13 protein-coding genes and 1 tRNA gene are annotated in these 17064 nt (G+C 42.9%); 6 read left to right on the top strand and 8 right to left on the bottom strand.

The features are described 5' to 3' along the window. Nucleotides 1–68 precede the first annotated feature (68 nt). A tRNA-Asp gene (locus tag F9817_RS16520) sits at nt 69–145 on the top strand. Between the two features lie 126 nt (nt 146–271). On the opposite strand, the gene add is transcribed toward F9817_RS16520, so the two are convergent. From add to glnA, 4 genes are all read right to left on the bottom strand, one after another. Then, nucleotides 272–1276: an adenosine deaminase gene (add, locus tag F9817_RS16515; RefSeq protein ID WP_161157262.1), complete on the bottom strand. Its 1005-nt coding sequence runs from the start codon at nt 1274–1276 to the stop codon at nt 272–274. Nucleotides 1277–1478: 202 nt separating this feature from the next. Continuing rightward, the gene (gene glnG / locus F9817_RS16510; RefSeq protein ID WP_161157261.1) at nt 1479–2882 is read right to left on the bottom strand and encodes a nitrogen regulation protein NR(I); all 1404 of its coding nucleotides are present in this window, start codon (nt 2880–2882) and stop codon (nt 1479–1481) included. Nucleotides 2883–2914: 32 nt separating this feature from the next. Then, on the bottom strand, nt 2915–3964 hold the full coding sequence (gene glnL, locus F9817_RS16505; protein WP_161157260.1) for a nitrogen regulation protein NR(II): 1050 nt from the start codon (nt 3962–3964) through the stop codon (nt 2915–2917). Nucleotides 3965–4334: 370 nt separating this feature from the next. Next, complete coding sequence (gene glnA / locus F9817_RS16500) at nt 4335–5744, bottom strand: glutamate--ammonia ligase (protein WP_161157259.1); 1410 nt, start codon at nt 5742–5744, stop codon at nt 4335–4337. Between the two features lie 513 nt (nt 5745–6257). Between glnA and typA the strand changes: the two genes are divergently transcribed. The 4 genes from typA (at nt 6258) to F9817_RS16480 (ending at nt 10655) form a co-directional block, all read left to right on the top strand. Next, nucleotides 6258–8087, top strand: a complete 1830-nt coding sequence (gene typA, locus F9817_RS16495) for a translational GTPase TypA (RefSeq protein ID WP_161157258.1) — start codon at nt 6258–6260, stop codon at nt 8085–8087. Nucleotides 8088–8297: 210 nt separating this feature from the next. Continuing rightward, nucleotides 8298–9206, top strand: a complete 909-nt coding sequence (locus tag F9817_RS16490; RefSeq protein ID WP_161157257.1) for a virulence factor BrkB family protein — start codon at nt 8298–8300, stop codon at nt 9204–9206. Continuing rightward, nucleotides 9178–9612, top strand: a complete 435-nt coding sequence (gene dtd / locus F9817_RS16485) for a D-aminoacyl-tRNA deacylase (RefSeq protein ID WP_161157256.1) — start codon at nt 9178–9180, stop codon at nt 9610–9612. Before F9817_RS16490 ends, dtd begins: the two co-directional genes overlap by 29 nt. Before the next feature lie 104 nt (nt 9613–9716). After that, the gene (locus F9817_RS16480) at nt 9717–10655 is read left to right on the top strand and encodes a bifunctional GNAT family N-acetyltransferase/hotdog fold thioesterase (protein ID WP_161157255.1); all 939 of its coding nucleotides are present in this window, start codon (nt 9717–9719) and stop codon (nt 10653–10655) included. 17 nt (nt 10656–10672) lie between these two features. Here the strand turns inward: F9817_RS16480 and F9817_RS16475 are convergent, their stop codons facing one another. The 4 genes from F9817_RS16475 to hslR all read right to left on the bottom strand — a co-directional run bounded on the left by F9817_RS16475 (nt 10673) and on the right by hslR (nt 15926). Further along, complete coding sequence (locus F9817_RS16475; RefSeq protein WP_161157254.1) at nt 10673–12553, bottom strand: AsmA family protein; 1881 nt, start codon at nt 12551–12553, stop codon at nt 10673–10675. Nucleotides 12554–12679: 126 nt separating this feature from the next. Beyond that, nucleotides 12680–14308 carry a phosphoenolpyruvate carboxykinase (ATP) gene (gene pckA, locus F9817_RS16470; protein ID WP_161157253.1) on the bottom strand — a complete coding sequence of 543 codons (1629 nt, stop codon included), beginning with the start codon at nt 14306–14308 and terminating at the stop codon, nt 12680–12682. 334 nt (nt 14309–14642) lie between these two features. Continuing rightward, entirely contained in the window at nt 14643–15521 is an 879-nt protein-coding gene (gene hslO / locus F9817_RS16465) for an Hsp33 family molecular chaperone HslO (protein ID WP_161157252.1), read from the bottom strand. An 18-nt stretch (nt 15522–15539) separates the two neighbouring features. Next, the gene (hslR, locus tag F9817_RS16460) at nt 15540–15926 is read right to left on the bottom strand and encodes a ribosome-associated heat shock protein Hsp15 (RefSeq protein ID WP_161157251.1); all 387 of its coding nucleotides are present in this window, start codon (nt 15924–15926) and stop codon (nt 15540–15542) included. Between the two features lie 211 nt (nt 15927–16137). Between hslR and gspC the strand changes: the two genes are divergently transcribed. Continuing rightward, nucleotides 16138–17043 carry a type II secretion system protein GspC gene (gene gspC, locus F9817_RS16455; RefSeq protein ID WP_161157250.1) on the top strand — a complete coding sequence of 302 codons (906 nt, stop codon included), beginning with the start codon at nt 16138–16140 and terminating at the stop codon, nt 17041–17043. The last annotated feature ends 21 nt before the right edge of the window (nt 17044–17064 follow it).

The following is a 17064-nucleotide window of genomic DNA, read 5'->3' as shown; positions in this document are numbered from 1 at the left end:
TAGGTCATCGCCAGGCTTTAATTTAAACGGTAGAGTGTTAGACACTTTACGGTAAAAACCAGTTTCGCGGAGCGGTAGTTCAGCTGGTTAGAATACCGGCCTGTCACGCCGGGGGTCGCGGGTTCGAATCCCGTCCGTTCCGCCACTTAGTTTTGAAGCCTCAATCGAAAGATTGAGGCTTTTTTGTTTTGGTTATTTGGGACAAATCTCGGTTGAGTTGAAATAGGTAAAGAAAAAGCCGCTAATGCGGCTTCTTCGTGATGTATCAAAGTTAAATACGTTTTGCTGCTATCGCTTTAAGAGCGTTCTTTTCGCTTTCGGATAAGAAAGAAAGCTCAAGGCCGTTGATTTGTGCCTGACGAATTTGAGAATCTGTTAATCCAGCTTGGGGGGCTGCAATTTCATATTCGTGAGGAAGCTCTATACCCTCTACGGCTGGATCATCAGTATTTAGACAAGCAAGTATGCCGTGGTCGAGAAATGCTTTAACAGGGTGTTCTGCGAGGCTTACAACGGTACTCGTTTGAATGTTGGAGGTTAAGCAAGATTCAATACCAATTTTATGTTCAGCTAGAAAATCCATTAGACGCGGATCTTCTATCGCCTTAACTCCGTGACCAATACGCACTGCTCCAAGATCATTGATTGCCTGCCACATACTTTCAGGGCCAGCAGCTTCTCCAGCGTGAACAGTTACGGCTAATCCAGCATCTTTGACTTGTTTGAAGTGTTTTACGAATAGCTCTCCGGGCTGCCCTAGTTCATCACCTGCTAGGTCAATAGCAACTAATTGGTCTTGATGAGCAAGCAAACCATCTAATTCTTGCTGACATGCCTCGGTACCAAATGTACGACTTAAGATACCAATGAGGTTACATTTAATACCAAAGTCGCGCTGACCTGCTTTAACGCCATCAATAACTGCAGCAACAACCCCTTCAATTGGTAACTTGTGTTTCATTGCCATGTAGTAGGGTGAAAAACGTAACTCGGCGTAGTCTATTTGAGCAATAAGCGCATCTTCGACATTCTCATACGCAATTCGACGACAGGCGTCTAAATCCCCAAGTACAGCAACCCCCCAATCTAATTTGGATAAAAAGGCGACCAGTGACGGTTCTGTTTCTACGACTTGTACGTGTGGTGTCAGTCCTGCAATATCAGAAGCAGGTAATTGAATACCAAATTGTTGGCCAAGTTCTAGGATCGTGCTGGTACGAATATTTCCATCTAAGTGGCGGTGAATATCCGTAAGAGGGAGATCTTTATTAATCATTATTTGAGTATCCTGGTCGATATTTTGGCTAAGTATAAAAACCTAACGATTAGATGTCAGCCTTGTTTGCAAAAATATCTATAACGAGGATTTATGAAAATGAGGATTGTGACGACTTTATATTAAGAATAACAATTAGATAGTTATAAAGTATGCTTGGATAGATAAGCTGTCTACCAGTTATTGGTAGACAGCCCATTGATCAGTAAAGTTCTTTTAGTTTGCGAGTTAGAGTATTACGACCCCAACCCAGAACTTTGGCAGCATCTTGTTTATGACCGTTGGTATGGTTTAAGGCTGCTTCAAGTAGAATACGTTCAAACTCGGGTAAAGCATAAGAAAGAATGTCAGTTTCACCTGAGGCTAGCGCTGATTTCGCCCAGGCTTCTAGCTGTTTTTGCCATGTGTTATCACCTTCAAAATCGACGTTTTTCTTTTCAGAAAGTAATTCAGATGGTAAATCACTAGGTAAAACCTCAGAACCTGTCGCCATCACTGTAAGCCAGCGACACATGTTTTCAAGCTGACGCACGTTTCCTGGCCAGTCTAAGCGAGTTAGAATCTCTAACGTCTTAGGCTGCAGTGTTTTCATCTCAACACCGAGTTCATCGGCAGCCATAGCCAAAAAGTGTTTAGCTAATTTTTCTATATCTTGGCGCCGTTCTCGCAGTGCAGGAATTTGAATACGAATTACGTTCAATCGATGGAATAAATCCTCACGGAATTTTCCTTGGTGAACCAACTTTTCCAAATTCTGGTGGGTTGCGGCCACAATACGAACATCTACTTTAATTGCAGAATGCCCCCCAACACGATAGAACTGACCATCCGCAAGGACACGTAATAAGCGTGTTTGAATATCTAGGGGCATATCTCCTATTTCATCAAGAAACAGTGTGCCACCGTTCGCTTGCTCAAAACGGCCTTGGCGGACATTATTTGCACCGGTAAACGCCCCTTTTTCATGACCAAATAATTCTGATTCGATCAAGTCTTTAGGAATCGCTGCCATATTCAAAGCAATAAATGGCTTTTGTGCTCTTGGGCTATGGCGATGTAAGGCATGTGCGACTAGCTCTTTACCAGTCCCGGATTCGCCATTAATAAGTACAGATATGGATGAACGTGACAAACGACCGATCGCACGAAACACCTCTTGCATCGCTGGTGCTTCACCAATGATTTCTGGTGCGTCATCTTTATAAGCTAAATGCTGTGAGTGTTCTTTGCGTTGTTCTTGCCCATGGGAAATTGCGCGCTCAACTAGCGTTAGCGTTTCATCAACGTCAAAAGGTTTAGGCAGATATTCGAAAGCGCCTTGTTGATAAGCATTAACTGCAGCATCTAGGTCTGAGTGAGCAGTCATGATAATGATAGGTAGCTCAGGTGAGCGGGAATGTACTTGGTTAAGGAGTTCAAGCCCATCGATACCCGGCATACGGATGTCTGAAACGAGAACATCTGGAGTCTCTCGTTCTAGAGCCATTAAGACACTTTCCGCATCTGAGAACGTTTCACACTTGATATTCGCAGAAGAAAGGGTTTTTTCCATGACCCAACGAATTGAGCTGTCGTCGTCTACAACCCATACGTATCCTTTACTCATAATTTAATTCCTTAATATCAAACCGATCACGTTCATTGAATCGGTAAATAAATGGTAAACGTGGTTCTTCCAGGCCAACTTTCCACATCAATTTTTCCGTTGTGCTGATCAATGAGGTTTTGGGAAATGGATAATCCAAGTCCAGAACCTCCGTCTCTGCCGCTTACCATGGGATAAAACAGAGTATCTTGTAATTCAGTTGGTATACCAGGTCCGTTATCAATGATTTCTATACGAGCGACCAACTTATGCCGTTGGCCATGAATATTGGCTTGATGTACGGTACGAGTTCTTAATGTAATAATGCCATGCGGTTGATGCGCTAATATTTGCGCTGCATTACTTACTATGTTGAGTAGCGCCTGCTCAATTTGATCAGTGTCCATTAAGATATCAGGAAGACTTGGATCGTAATCTCTTTCAATAATCAAATCGGCGTTCGCTTCCAGCTCGACAAGTTGACGTACTTTCTCCAAGATCTGATGTAAGTTCTCTGATTTCTTTTTTCCAGGCTTTTGTGGGCCAAGAAGGCGGTCCACAAGCGCTCGTAATCTATCTGCCTGCTCGATGATAATCTGTGTGTATTCAGTGAGACTTTGATCCGGTAGCATTCTTTCCAGAAGCTGCGCAGCGCCCCTTAGTCCACCAAGCGGGTTTTTTATTTCATGAGCCAACCCTCGCACTAACAACTTTGCAGCTTGTTGTTGAGCGTGTTGGTTTAGTTCTTGTGTTAAACGGCGTTGTTGACCTATCTTGCGCATCTCAACAAGCAGCATGAGTTCTTTTTTCCAAGACAATGGGCTAACAGTTACCTCTAACATTAGAGGTTTACCATCGACAACAAATGTCACATCACTATCGGTAATGCTCTGGCCACTTTGAAGGGGCTGAGATAGTAATGCTAAATCCATGGAAGCGTGTTGGATTAGCTTTGAGATAGGTTGGTTAATAATTCGTTTAGCACTCTGTGAAAATAATTGCTCAGCAGATGGGTTGGCGTAACGAACACACAATGATTCATCCAGCATCAAAGTGGCAGTCACTATATTATCTATAATGGTTTGGCTTAATTCAGCGTCCACAGTATTTTCCTTTACCCATGTTCCGAAATGATGCATTGCACTAATATTGTGCATTGTAGCATCTGTTATGTCGCAGAAAAATTAGTCATTAGGCTAATAATGCCCCGAGAGAGAATGCGTATGCGCACAAACTGGGCTTTTTTGTGTTTTGCAGTAAGCAAATGCACCATAACGAAGAGTAACAATGCAATAAGCTTGCCGCTTCCACCAGTTTAATCTGCTCGATAGGTATTTATTGACACAAATGGCACAGAACACACCGTTTTGGTGCTTATTGCACTATCGTGTAGAAGAAATGAGAAAATATGATTTAGAAAAAGAAAGACCTGCCCAAGGGCAGGTCTTTGAAGTCTTTGATAAGACGAGACGATTATACAGAGTAGTATAGTTCGAATTCTACTGGAGAAGTTGTCATGCGAACTTTAGTAACATCTTCTGATTTCAAGTTGATGTAAGAATCAATGAAGTCGTCAGAGAATACACCGCCAGCAGTTAAGAATTCACGGTCTGCATCAAGAGCTTTAAGTGCGATTTCAAAGCTTTCTGCAACTTGTGGGATTTCTGCTGCTTCTTCTGCAGGTAGATCGTACAAGTCTTTATCCATTGCATCCCCAGGGTGAATCTTGTTCTTGATACCGTCAAGACCAGCCATTAGCAATGCAGAGAATGCTAGGTATGGGTTAGCTGTTGGATCTGGGAAACGAACTTCGATACGACGTGCTTTAGGGCTTGGTACCACTGGGATACGGATAGAAGCAGAACGGTTACGTGCTGAGTAAGCAAGCATAACTGGCGCTTCAAAGCCTGGTACAAGACGTTTGTATGAGTTAGTTGATGCGTTAGCAAATGCGTTGATTGCACGCGCGTGTTTGATAACACCACCGATGTAGTAAAGTGCTGTTTCAGAAAGACCGCCGTACTTATCACCAGCAAATAGGTTCACACCGTCTTTTGCAAGAGATTGGTGAACGTGCATACCAGAACCGTTGTCACCAACTAGTGGTTTAGGCATGAATGTCGCTGTTTTACCAAATGCGTGAGCAACGTTGTGAACAACGTATTTGTAGATTTGGATTTCGTCAGCTTTTGTAGTCATTGTGTTGAAACGAGTTGCGATTTCGTTTTGACCAGCAGTTGCTACTTCGTGGTGGTGAGCTTCAACAACAAGACCCATTTCTTCCATGATTAGACACATAGCAGAACGGATGTCTTGTGAAGAGTCAACTGGTGCTACTGGGAAGTAACCACCTTTAACGCCTGGACGGTGACCTTTGTTACCATCTTCGTATTCAGTACCAGTGTTCCATGCAGCTTCGATGTCATCGATTTTGTAGAAAGAACCTGACATGTCAGAAGAGAAACGAACGTCGTCAAATAGGAAGAATTCTGGTTCTGGACCTACAAGAACAGTATCTGCAATACCAGTTGAACGCATGTACTCTTCAGCGCGTTTTGCAATTGAACGAGGGTCGCGATCGTAACCTTGCATTGTTGCAGGTTCTAGAATGTCACAACGAATGTTTACTGTTGCGTCTTCTGTGAATGGGTCAAGCACAGCTGATGATGCATCTGGCATCATAACCATGTCTGATTCGTTAATACCTTTCCAGCCAGCAACTGAAGAACCATCGAACATTTTTCCTTCTTCGAAGAAGTCTGCGTCGACTTGATGAGCTGGGATAGATACGTGTTGTTCTTTACCTTTCGTATCGGTGAAGCGTAAGTCAACAAACTTTACTTCGTTTTCTTGGATCAGCGATAGAACATTTTCTACTGACATCTTGGATAACCTCCAGTGTTAAAATAGCGGTTGGGGCTCGAATCTATATGAGAATGGCGATGAAATTTGCCTTGCCCATTTGAAAATCGATGATATTCAGCTAAAAGCTAGATCCGTGCCAGAAAATTAAGTCCTTGATTTTCAATGCTTTAGTTAGATGGTGTCTCGTTTTGGTGCTATCAATTGCACTAAAATGATCCCAACTTGCACTCATATGGTGCGGTGTGCGATTGCTGTGCACCAATTTTAACCTATTGAGGTACTATTCAGCCTATATCTTGTTCTTATGTCAATCGACAATTGACTGATAAAGCGGTGAATTTGTTTTACATCAAGTTGGGAAAGGTTCTTATTTTGAGGACTAAATAAGAAAAATAACGGTAATAGATCACATATTCCTAGGTTTTTCGCTAAAATCTGGTACATTATGGCCGTTTTTTTAACCAAGCTCTGACCTCGATTACGGCATGGTGTCGTAAAGGGTCATTTGTGTAATTAAGTGAAGCAAAATCCATGGCTACTCCACAAATTGAAAAACTAAGAAACATCGCGATCATCGCTCACGTTGACCACGGTAAAACCACTCTTGTTGACAAGCTACTACAACAGTCAGGCACGTTAGAGTCTCGCGGTGAAGTTGAAGAGCGTGTCATGGACTCGAATGACATCGAAAAAGAGCGTGGCATTACAATCCTAGCGAAAAATACTGCTATCAATTGGAATGACTACCGTATCAATATCGTTGACACTCCTGGACACGCAGACTTCGGTGGTGAAGTTGAACGCATCATGTCAATGGTAGACTCTGTTCTTCTTATCGTTGATGCCGTTGATGGTCCGATGCCTCAAACTCGTTTTGTAACGCAAAAAGCGTTCGACCACGGTTTGAAACCAATCGTTGTAATCAACAAAATTGACCGTCCTGGTGCGCGCCCTGATTGGGTTATGGACCAAGTGTTCGATCTATTTGACAATCTTGGTGCAACTGATGAACAGCTTGATTTCCAAGTGGTATATGCATCAGCACTAAACGGTTGGGCAAGCACAGAAGAAGGCGTGACTGGCGAGAACATGGAACCATTGTTCCAAACTATCGTTGACGTTGTTTCTGCACCAGACGTCGATCCTAACGGCGCACTACAAATGCAGGTCTCTCAGCTTGATTATAGCGCGTACGTTGGCGTTATCGGTGTTGGTCGTGTAACTCGCGGTACAGTAAAACCTAACCAACAAGTTACTATTGTTTCTGCAGATGGCAGCAAACGTAACGGTAAAGTTGGTACTGTTCTTGGTTACCTAGGCTTGCAACGTTTTGAAGATGAACAAGCAACAGCGGGTGACATCGTTGCCATCACTGGTCTTGGTGAACTAAAAATCTCTGATACGATCTGTGATGTAAACACCGTTGAAGCGCTACCTGAACTGACTGTTGATGAACCAACAGTAACAATGACTTTCCAAGTAAACACTTCACCGTTTGCTGGTAAAGAAGGTAAGTTCGTAACTTCACGTAACATTCTTGAACGTCTAGAAAAAGAATTAGTTCATAACGTAGCGTTGCGTGTTGAACAAACTGATGATCCAGACCGTTTCCGCGTTTCTGGTCGTGGTGAACTTCACCTATCTATCCTGATCGAAAACATGCGTCGTGAAGGTTTTGAACTAGCAGTATCTCGTCCTGAAGTTATCTTGAAAACAGTTGACGGCCAGTTGATGGAACCGTTTGAAACTGTGACTATCGATGTATTAGATGAGCACCAAGGTGGCATCATGGAAAGCATCGGTCTTCGTAAAGGTGAACTGAAAGACATGTCTCCAGATGGTAAAGGCCGCGTTCGTCTAGACTTCGTAATGCCTTCGCGTGGTTTAATCGGTTTCCAAACTGAGTTCATGACTCTGACTTCAGGTTCTGGTTTGCTATATCATACTTTTGATCACTATGGTGCTCACAAAGGTGGTGATATCGGTCAACGTAAGAACGGCGTATTAATCTCGAACGCAACAGGTAAAGCGTTAACTTACGCTCTATTTAACCTTCAAGAGCGTGGTCGTCTATTTGCTGAGCACGGTGATGAAGTGTACGAAGGTCAAATTGTGGGTATCCACAGCCGTTCAAACGACCTAACAGTTAACTGTCTGAAAGGTAAACAGCTAACCAACGTTCGTGCATCTGGTACTGATGAAGCTCAGGTTCTAACACCTGCAATCAAATACACTCTAGAGCAAGCTCTTGAGTTTATCGATGACGATGAATTGGTTGAAGTAACACCTGAAAGCATCCGTATTCGTAAGAAGTTCCTAACAGAAAACGACCGTAAACGCGCTTATCGTAGCGGTAAGTAATCGAATCGTTCTCTGAATTAGTCAGCGAATCTAATCCAAAAGCCTCCGTTTAACGGGGGCTTTTTTGTGCCTGCTGGTTTTGTGCTGTTTGTCTTTATTGAGCCTAACGTTCAATTTGAACCAAGTGCTCGACATTAGAAACTCTCTCCACATCTCGCCTTAGTTTCTATTAGAATGAGACTAATGATAAGTTATTAATATAAGGGTGCTATGCGTTCCTACCAGTATCTTCTTCCCCAATCTCTGCGATACTTTCGCTATTTAGGTGAGCGGATGAGTCATGACAGAATCAATGTTACGGCCGGGTATCTTGCTTATATCACGCTCATTTCAATTGTGCCCATGTTAACGGTATTAGTATCGATTTTGTCCTCTTTTACTGTGTTTGAAAATGTAGGAGATGTGATACAAGATTTTGTTATTACGCACTTTGTTCCCACTGCTGGAGATGCAGTAAGTGTCGCTCTTAAACAATTTGTGGCTAATACAGGAAAAATGACCATTTTTGGCAGTATGTTCTTGTTTGTTGCTGCTTTGATGCTGATATCTAATGTTGATCGTAGCCTCAACTTCATTTGGCGAGTAAAACACAAACGGCGGATGGTTTTTTCTTTTTCTATGTATTGGATGTTTTTGACTTTAGGACCGCTCTTAATTGGTGCAAGTATTGCTTTGAGTTCCTACGTAACATCTCTCAAGCTGTTAGAAAATGAAACGTTAACGGGAGCCTATAATCTATTCTTGCGCTGGCTACCGGTTATTCTCTCTTTTCTCGCATTCGTGGTACTGTACTTGTTAGTTCCGAATAAAAAGGTACGCCTGCATCATGCATTTACTGGTGCTATTGCTGCTGCTTTACTGTTTGAGCTAAGCAAAAAAGGATTTGCGATATACATTACTCAATTTCCTTCCTATCAATTAATTTACGGGGCATTAGCTGCTATTCCCATTCTGTTTGTTTGGGTGTATTTATGCTGGGTTATTGTGCTGGTGGGCGCTGAAATTACCGCTTCATTGGGTGAACGTGAGCATTGGCAAGAGCCTGATCATGATAATCAATATTTAGACGAAAAATCAGAAGGAAAAGTAAGTGATAGCATTAATTCAACGAGTGAGTGAAGCTGCGGTTCGCGTTGAAGGGGAAGTGGTTGGTGAAATTCAGCAAGGATTATTGGTATTGCTGGGAGTCGAAAAGGAAGATGATGAAGCAAAAGCACAGCGATTAATGGAGCGAGTTACCACCTACCGTGTTTTCGAAGATGAACAGGGTAAAATGAACCTCAGTGTTAAAGATGTGGGAGGGAGTGTGCTAGTGGTCTCTCAATTCACATTGCCCGCAGATACTCGCAAAGGAACGCGAGCTGGGTTCTCTAAAGGTGCACACCCTGATGAGGCTCGACGATTATATGAACACTTCAGTGAGTTGTGCAGCAAGGTATTACCGACCCAGCGTGGCCGTTTTGCTGCGGATATGAAAGTTTCACTTATCAATGATGGACCGGTCACGTTCTGGTTACAGGTATAATGGACGGAATTGTTATAGTCCTGTATTAATACTCAACTGGGTACTACAAAAACGATAATACCCAATTTTTACCACTGAGATGACTGCCAGTAGGGTGGCTTTTTATGTTTAAACTTATTACGCCGAAAACGGAAAATCAGCTCAATAAGTATTTTCATTTTCGTTGGCAGATGTTGCGTGAACCTTGGCAGATGCCACAAGGGTCTGAAAAAGATGAATATGATGGTATGAGCCACCATAGAATGATTGTTGATGGGCGAGGAAGACCTATCGCAATAGGCCGTTTATATATAACACCAGATTGTGAAGGCCAAATTCGCTATATGGCAGTGAAAGCCAATCGCCGTGATAAAGGGATGGGGTCGTTGTTATTGGTCGCTCTTGAGTCATTAGCGCGCCAAGAAGGGGTAAAACGACTGGTGTGTCGCGCCCGTGAAGACGCTGTCAGCTTTTATGAAAGTAATGGATTTGAGTGTCGTGGTGAGTTAAGCCATGAACGAGGCCCTGTTCGTCATCAGCAAATGGTGAAAACAATAGACGCTATGGCCAATGTTTTGCGTAAGCCTGAATGGTGTGCTGAGCTTCAGCAGCGTTGGGAAGACAATATTCCTATTAGCGAGAAGATGGGGATAAAAATTCTTGAATATACAGGCTACCAATTTCAATGCAGTGCGCCCTTAAATCCGAATCTAAACCCACACAATACAATGTTTGCCGGCTCCGCATTTACCATGGCCACATTAACCGGTTGGGGCATGGCTTGGTTGCTGATGAAGGAACGGGGGTTAAAAGGTGATATTGTCTTAGTCGACAGTCATATTCGCTATCAACATCCGGTTTTCTCCACTCCAATTGCCTCAACATCGTTAGATGGAATCAGTGGAGATTTAGATCGCTTAGCGTCTGGTCGTAGGGCTCGAATTGTCGTGAATGTCATGATTTCTAGTGACGGTAAGGATGCTGTAGAGTTTGTAGGTACTTACATGCTAATGCCTAACTACAAAGAAACACTAAAAAAATGCCTCATTAGGTCTGGTTTGTAGTGATTTGTATGCGTGAATTAATTTTTTCTGCATTGATTTACTTGCGTCGTGTTATGCCAAATATCAAAACTAACGGTTTGGCAGTTATCAATGTGATCGGTGAGAGTCCAAGTTCCTGCTTTAGAATCTGCTAAATCAAACGAGCCACCAAACGTTGCATCAAACCCTATTCCATCGGGTTTTATCTCTGGAATCGTGATTCTTCCACGGTCCGCTGTTAATTGCAGTTTATTCAGTTCAAAAGGCTGTGCGATGGTATGATTGTCATATTCTAGCAGTAAAGTACCTTCACGTAAGTTAGCACTTACCTTGCCATTAAGCGTGTGTTGAATGACAGCAGTGCTTCCGCCCAATCCAGAAAGCTGCATATCTGTGTCTGCTACGGCTTCAAACTTAAATGGAAGATTAATAAATTGATTCAGGATACCGATAGGGACACTATCTGTGTGTATATTCAATTGCCATGGCCCTGAATGCTGTTTAAAGTCCCATTGGGCATTGGCGTCTAGGTAGCCGTGTTCAAACGGTAAGAATGCTCTTGAGAGCTGCCAAATACCATCGTTACTATTCATTTCTAAGATGGCTTGACTGGTGCGTGTGTCACCGATACTGGCACTATTGGCCGATACTTTCAGAGAACCATTCCATAAGCCCAATTGGTTATTCTGCATGAATTGCGTATTCTGACCTTCAATGTTTAACCCCGTCAATTGCCAAAAAGGTCGTTTGGCTAATTGAATGAGTTGCAGATTATCGAGCGAGAGGTGGTCGATTGTTAATGAATGCCAATTAGGGATAGTTAAGGGCAAATCTTGCCAGTCAGATTGGTGTTCTCCGTACCATTTTAAGCCCTGAGCCGATAAATTAGTAAGATGTACATCGTTGGGAGAGATGTCTCCAGATAGTTGGATGTTACCTTGCCAAAAACCCGCACTAAAGTCGCTAACTCTGATTGTTTGTGGACTAAAATTAAGGGCTAAGTTTGGACCAACCCATTGCAGCCCATGCCAAGTCAAGGTATCTGCATGAGCAGAGACTTCTCCGGAATATGGCCAAGGTGACCCTAACTGCACATCTTCTAGAGATAAATCAGTATTAATTAGCTCAATACCTTGCCAAGAAATATTACTATTTAGTACATCCAAGCTATTGATATGGTTAATTAGGTTGGTAGGTAATGACTGAATTTTATATTGCAGTTGATTGGATACCGATTTTGATAAGTCCAGATGATTTACTGTGACATTAACTAACGACCAACCGGCTGGATACTGCTCGGCTTGGCCAGATATCTGACCGCTCCGCCAGGCAAAGGAGAAACCATAAATAGTACTGTCTTGCTGTTTATAGTCAGCATCAATCAAAAGCTGATCGAATTGTTCTCCTTGCCAATTGAGAGTTTTTGCAGACAGTTGCAACTCACCAAACGGTATCTTTTGTTGCGGCATATTCCACTGGGGATTTTTAACTTGTAGGCTCAATCCTTCAATTTGATAATCGTCTTCCGCCAGATTGATGTTATGCATCGCAAGCTGGTGGAGTATGACTGTCTGAGACCAATCAATACTAGGAAGGCGGTCAGTGATATTGGCACCATCAAGTAAAATACTGTCGATATGCCATTTTCCAGCGTAGTAAGGGTGTTGGTTTAGCCAAATATCCATTTGTGCAAATGTAATCGGCTGGTAACCAAGCTGCACTGTAGGGGCAAATAAGCGTAGGTGAAAAGGGTAGTCATACTCTGCCCGTTGAAACTGGATTTTATTCGGCCAGAATAGATTGATACTCCACTGGGCTATCGGGGTAACATAGCTGGTGTTAATGAGGCCAAATAGAATGGCACCAGATAGCAACAGTATGATTAAACAAGAAAAAACAAAGGTCAGTAGCTTTTTCATAGTTCTAATAACGCCCCAATAAATAAGAGCTAACAGAGTGGAGCAAATTGCTCTTCTATTCAACAAAAAAAGCGAAAAAAGCCCTCAAGAGGAGGGCTTATGTATGACTGAGTTGGCGTTAGACTATTAATCTAGCTGAGGTCCCGCACTTACCAATGCTTTACCTTCTGCATTATCAGTATATTTATCAAAGTTATTGATAAAGCGTTCTGCAAGGTCTTTCGCTTTGCTTTCCCATTGTAGTGGGTCGACGTACGTTTCACGTGGATCAAGAATCTCTGGATTCACGTCATGCAGTGCTTTAGGTACTTCTAGGTTGAAGATTGGAATATGTTTAGTTTCTGCTTCTTCAATAGAACCATCCAAAATTGCATCAATAATAGCGCGAGTATCTTTGATGGAAATACGTTTACCCGTACCATTCCAGCCGGTGTTCACCAAATATGCTTGAGCCCCAGCCGCTTGCATACGTTTCACTAGCACTTCTGCGTACTGAGTCGGATGCAGTGTTAGGAATGCAGCCCCAAAACACGCAGAGAAAGTTGGTGTTGGCTCAGTGATACCTCGTTCAGTACCTGCCAATTTAGCAGTAAAGCCAGACAGGAAGTGGTACTTAGTTTGCTCTGGCGTTAACTTTGATACAGGAGGCAATACGCCAAATGCATCTGCAGATAAGAAGATGACTTTTGTCGCATGACCACCTTTAGAGATGGGTTTGACGATATTATCGATGTGGTAAATAGGGTAAGACACGCGAGTATTTTCTGTCTTAGAGCCATCATCAAAGTCAATTGAACCATCTTTACGAACCGTCACATTCTCTAATAGAGCATCACGACGAATGGCGTTATAAATATCTGGTTCAGCTTCTTTAGACAGTTTGATGGTTTTTGCATAGCAGCCGCCTTCAAAGTTGAATACGCCGTCATCGTCCCACCCATGTTCGTCATCACCGATCAATGCACGTTTAGGATCTGTCGATAGCGTCGTTTTACCTGTACCTGAAAGGCCAAAGAACACTGCAACATCACCATTTTGTCCTCGGTTAGCCGAGCAGTGCATAGATGCGATGCCTTTTAATGGCAGGAAGTAGTTCATCATGGCGAACATACCTTTTTTCATTTCTCCGCCGTACCAAGTACCACCGATCAGTTGCATTTTCTCGGTAAGATTGAATACAGTGAAGTTTTCTGAATTAAGGCCCTGTTTTTGCCAATCTGGGTTAGTGCATTTAGCGCCGTTCATTACCACAAAGTCAGGTTCAAAAGAGGCAAGCTCTTCATCTGACGGGCGAATGAACATGTTTTTTACGAAGTGTGCCTGCCAAGCGACTTCAGTAATAAAACGAACTTGAAGTCGAGTATCAGCATTTGCACCACAGTAACCATCGACAACGAACAAGCGTTTACCTGATAGTTGCTTACCAACTAATGTTTTGAGCTCGTTCCAAACTGTCTGAGTGATGGGTTTGTTATCGTTCTTTGCTTGCTCAGATGTCCACCATAGAGTGTCTTCTGTTGTTGCGTCTTTAACGATAAATTTATCTTTTGGTGAGCGGCCGGTGAAGATCCCCGTATCCACTGCCACAGCTCCTAGCTCTGTGACAACTCCTTTCTCGTAGCCTTCCAAATCCGGTCGAGTTTCCTCGTCAAACAGAACTTGGTAACTCGGGTTACGTAACACCTCTGTTACACCAGTAATACCGTATTGGGTAAGATCTAAGTTCGCAGCCTTTGTATGTTCCATAATGGTCATAGGTGCTCCTTTTTTAGGATTTTGTAGGGTTTTTTAAATAATTAATAGTTGTTGTTTGCTCACCATGCTAGCAATTGCGGGGAGATAAAACCGAGTTTTTGCTCAAAATTTGAACAAAAGCAAATTGTCCGCGAAGCCCCGCCTAGCCTTAAGCTAAACCATTCTACATTGCAGACAAACGATTGCACCATAGGTAATGTATTAATATTTTGTAAAAAATAAGTGATGAGAAGTGAAGTAGAATTTTATGCTGTTTAATGGGGTAGGATCACAAAAAAAGCCAGTGAAAAACTGGCTTTTTAGTAAAAAACTTGTACTTACTAGGTAGCGCAAATTAATGCAAGTTGTTGCTTTGTTGTTGATTTGCGTCTGTGTATAGCTGAGCAACCTCATCTTCGTTAAAGGAGTAGGTTGTACCACAGTAATCACAGTGCAGAGAAACGTGACCTTCTTCTTTTAAGATCTGTTGGATTTCATTACGGTCAACGGTGATGATTGCCGCCGCACTTCGTTCACGCGAACATCCACAATGGAAAGTAACATCTTTCGGTTCAAATACTTGAACTTTCTCTTGGTTATATAGACGGTAAAGCACTTCCTGAGCATCTAGGCTAAACAACTCATCATTCTTAATTGTGTCAGTTAATTGTTCTAGACGGTCAAAATCTTCAGGTTCACCGGTGCCATCTGGCATAACTTGCAGTAGTAAGCCTGCTGCATGTGGTTTACCTTCATATTCGCCAACACGAATCCACATACGTGTTTTCAGCTGCTCTGAGCGAGCGAAGTAGCCTTCGAGCACGTCAGACATAGTTTCACCTTCTAGGCCAACGACACCTTGGTAGCGCTCACCTTCTTTTGGTTCAATGGTGATGACTAAGTAGCCTTTACCCATAAGTTCATGCAAGCCAGCATCTGCAGCGATGTTTCCATCCCAGCGAGCGACGCCGCGAATTTTGTGTTGGTTATCACCATTAATAACAGCAAGAGAGACTGGACCATCACCTTGTAGTTGCAGTGTGATGGAGCCTTCAAACTTTAAGGTCGCTGTAAGTAATGATGTTGCTACCGCTAACTCACCAAGCAGGTGTTTGATTGGTGCTGGGTATTCCTTACCGGAAATGATTTCCTGATACGTTTCGTCCAGTTGTACCAGTTCGCCACGTACTGATAATTCTTCAAAAAGGTAGCGATTTAACATGTTGTTTGCCATTGAGGAAACTCCGGCTTTCTATTGGTGTTTAAATTTAATAATGTCACGACGTTGCTTTTTGTCTGGACGTTTGTCTGGACTAGGATTATGGGCGTGTAGCTTGCGAGCAAGTGCATTACGTTCGCGCTTCTCGATGCTTTCGCTTGTCTCTTGGTATAGCGTTTGCGCTTCAGGAGCACCACGTCGCTGTTCCGAGATCTTTTCGATGGTTACTGTTTTTTCTTCATAACCAAGCCTTAAGGTGATCGTTGCCCCAAGTTCGACAATTTTACTCGGCTTACTGCGTTGCCCATTATAGTGGACTTTGCCCCCGTCGACCATATTCCGTGCAATTGAGCGTGTTTTGTAAAATCTTGCAGCCCATAGCCATTTATCGAGCCTGACCGCATCAGAATTGGAACTCATGTTGGCAAATTACCTCTAATATAGTTTTATTGCGTTCATTGCTGGTTACAATGGCGGCAGCGAGAGCTGTTTTCAAGCGCTACGCATAATTAATCGGACAACATGAATGTGTCATTGCCCTATGTTATATTGTTGCGCATTATAATGCCTTGAAATTAGGGGCTCAATTGTCATCAACTCACTTAGAAGGATACCGTACGCCGTGGAGCGGATGAAGTTTAACTGGCAGTTTTCCCCTCGAATCAATGGGATGGTGTCGATCCTTAAAACTAATCATTGGCAACAGCCATGCAGCTTTTTGCTATCTATTATTTTGCTGGCCAGCTGTGCTTGGATTTTAGGGAAAACCGTATGGTTAGTCCCTAAAGAGAGTAAGGCCATTCCAACTTGGGCTGCGGCTCACGTTGTAGTGAGTAAAAACGACACCAGTATTGATATTGATGGACTGAAAAAGGCAGACTTGTTCGGCCATTATACCCCGAGTAAAAATACCGTAAGTGAGACGGTAAAAGTAGATGCGCCAAAGACTCGTTTAAATTTGATTTTGGTTGGGGTGGTATCTAGCTCGGATGTTCATCAAAGTTTAGCGGTTATCTCTCATCAAGGATCGCAAGATACTTATGGGATTGATGAAGTTATCGATGGTACTCGAGTTAAACTAAAAGCCGTTTTAGCAGATCGCGTCATTATTAATAATGAAGGGCGTGATGAGACATTAATGCTCGATGGCCTAGATTATACCAAGCCGACGTTTAATCCCACTCAACCGAAGCCTGAAGTGGTAATGGCTACGCCGACTCAAGCTGAGCAAGCGAAACTTGAAGATATTCGTCACCAGGTTAAGCGAGATCCTCGGGTCTTGATGAAGTATATCCAATTAACGATGCTCAAAAATGACGGTAAAGTGACTGGTTATCGCTTAACTCCTGGCTCCGATGGAACTTTGTTTCGTTCCGTTGGTTTAAGAGAAGGGGATATCGCTGTCAATGTGAATGGCATCGACTTAACAGATACTGGCGCCTTACCTAAAGTGTTAGCGACCTTATCAAATACGAAAGAAATTAATCTGACAGTGAAGCGCGATGAACAATTACATGACATCCGCATTCAACTGTAACCTGATGCATCAAGTCTAGGA

Origin of the sequence: Vibrio eleionomae, assembly GCF_009874545.1 — a bacterium.
Classification (GTDB): Bacteria; Pseudomonadota; Gammaproteobacteria; order Enterobacterales; family Vibrionaceae; genus Vibrio; species Vibrio nitrifigilis.
The sequence above is the reverse complement of the archived record's forward strand: the minus strand, read 5'-3'. Positions and strand labels throughout refer to the sequence as shown.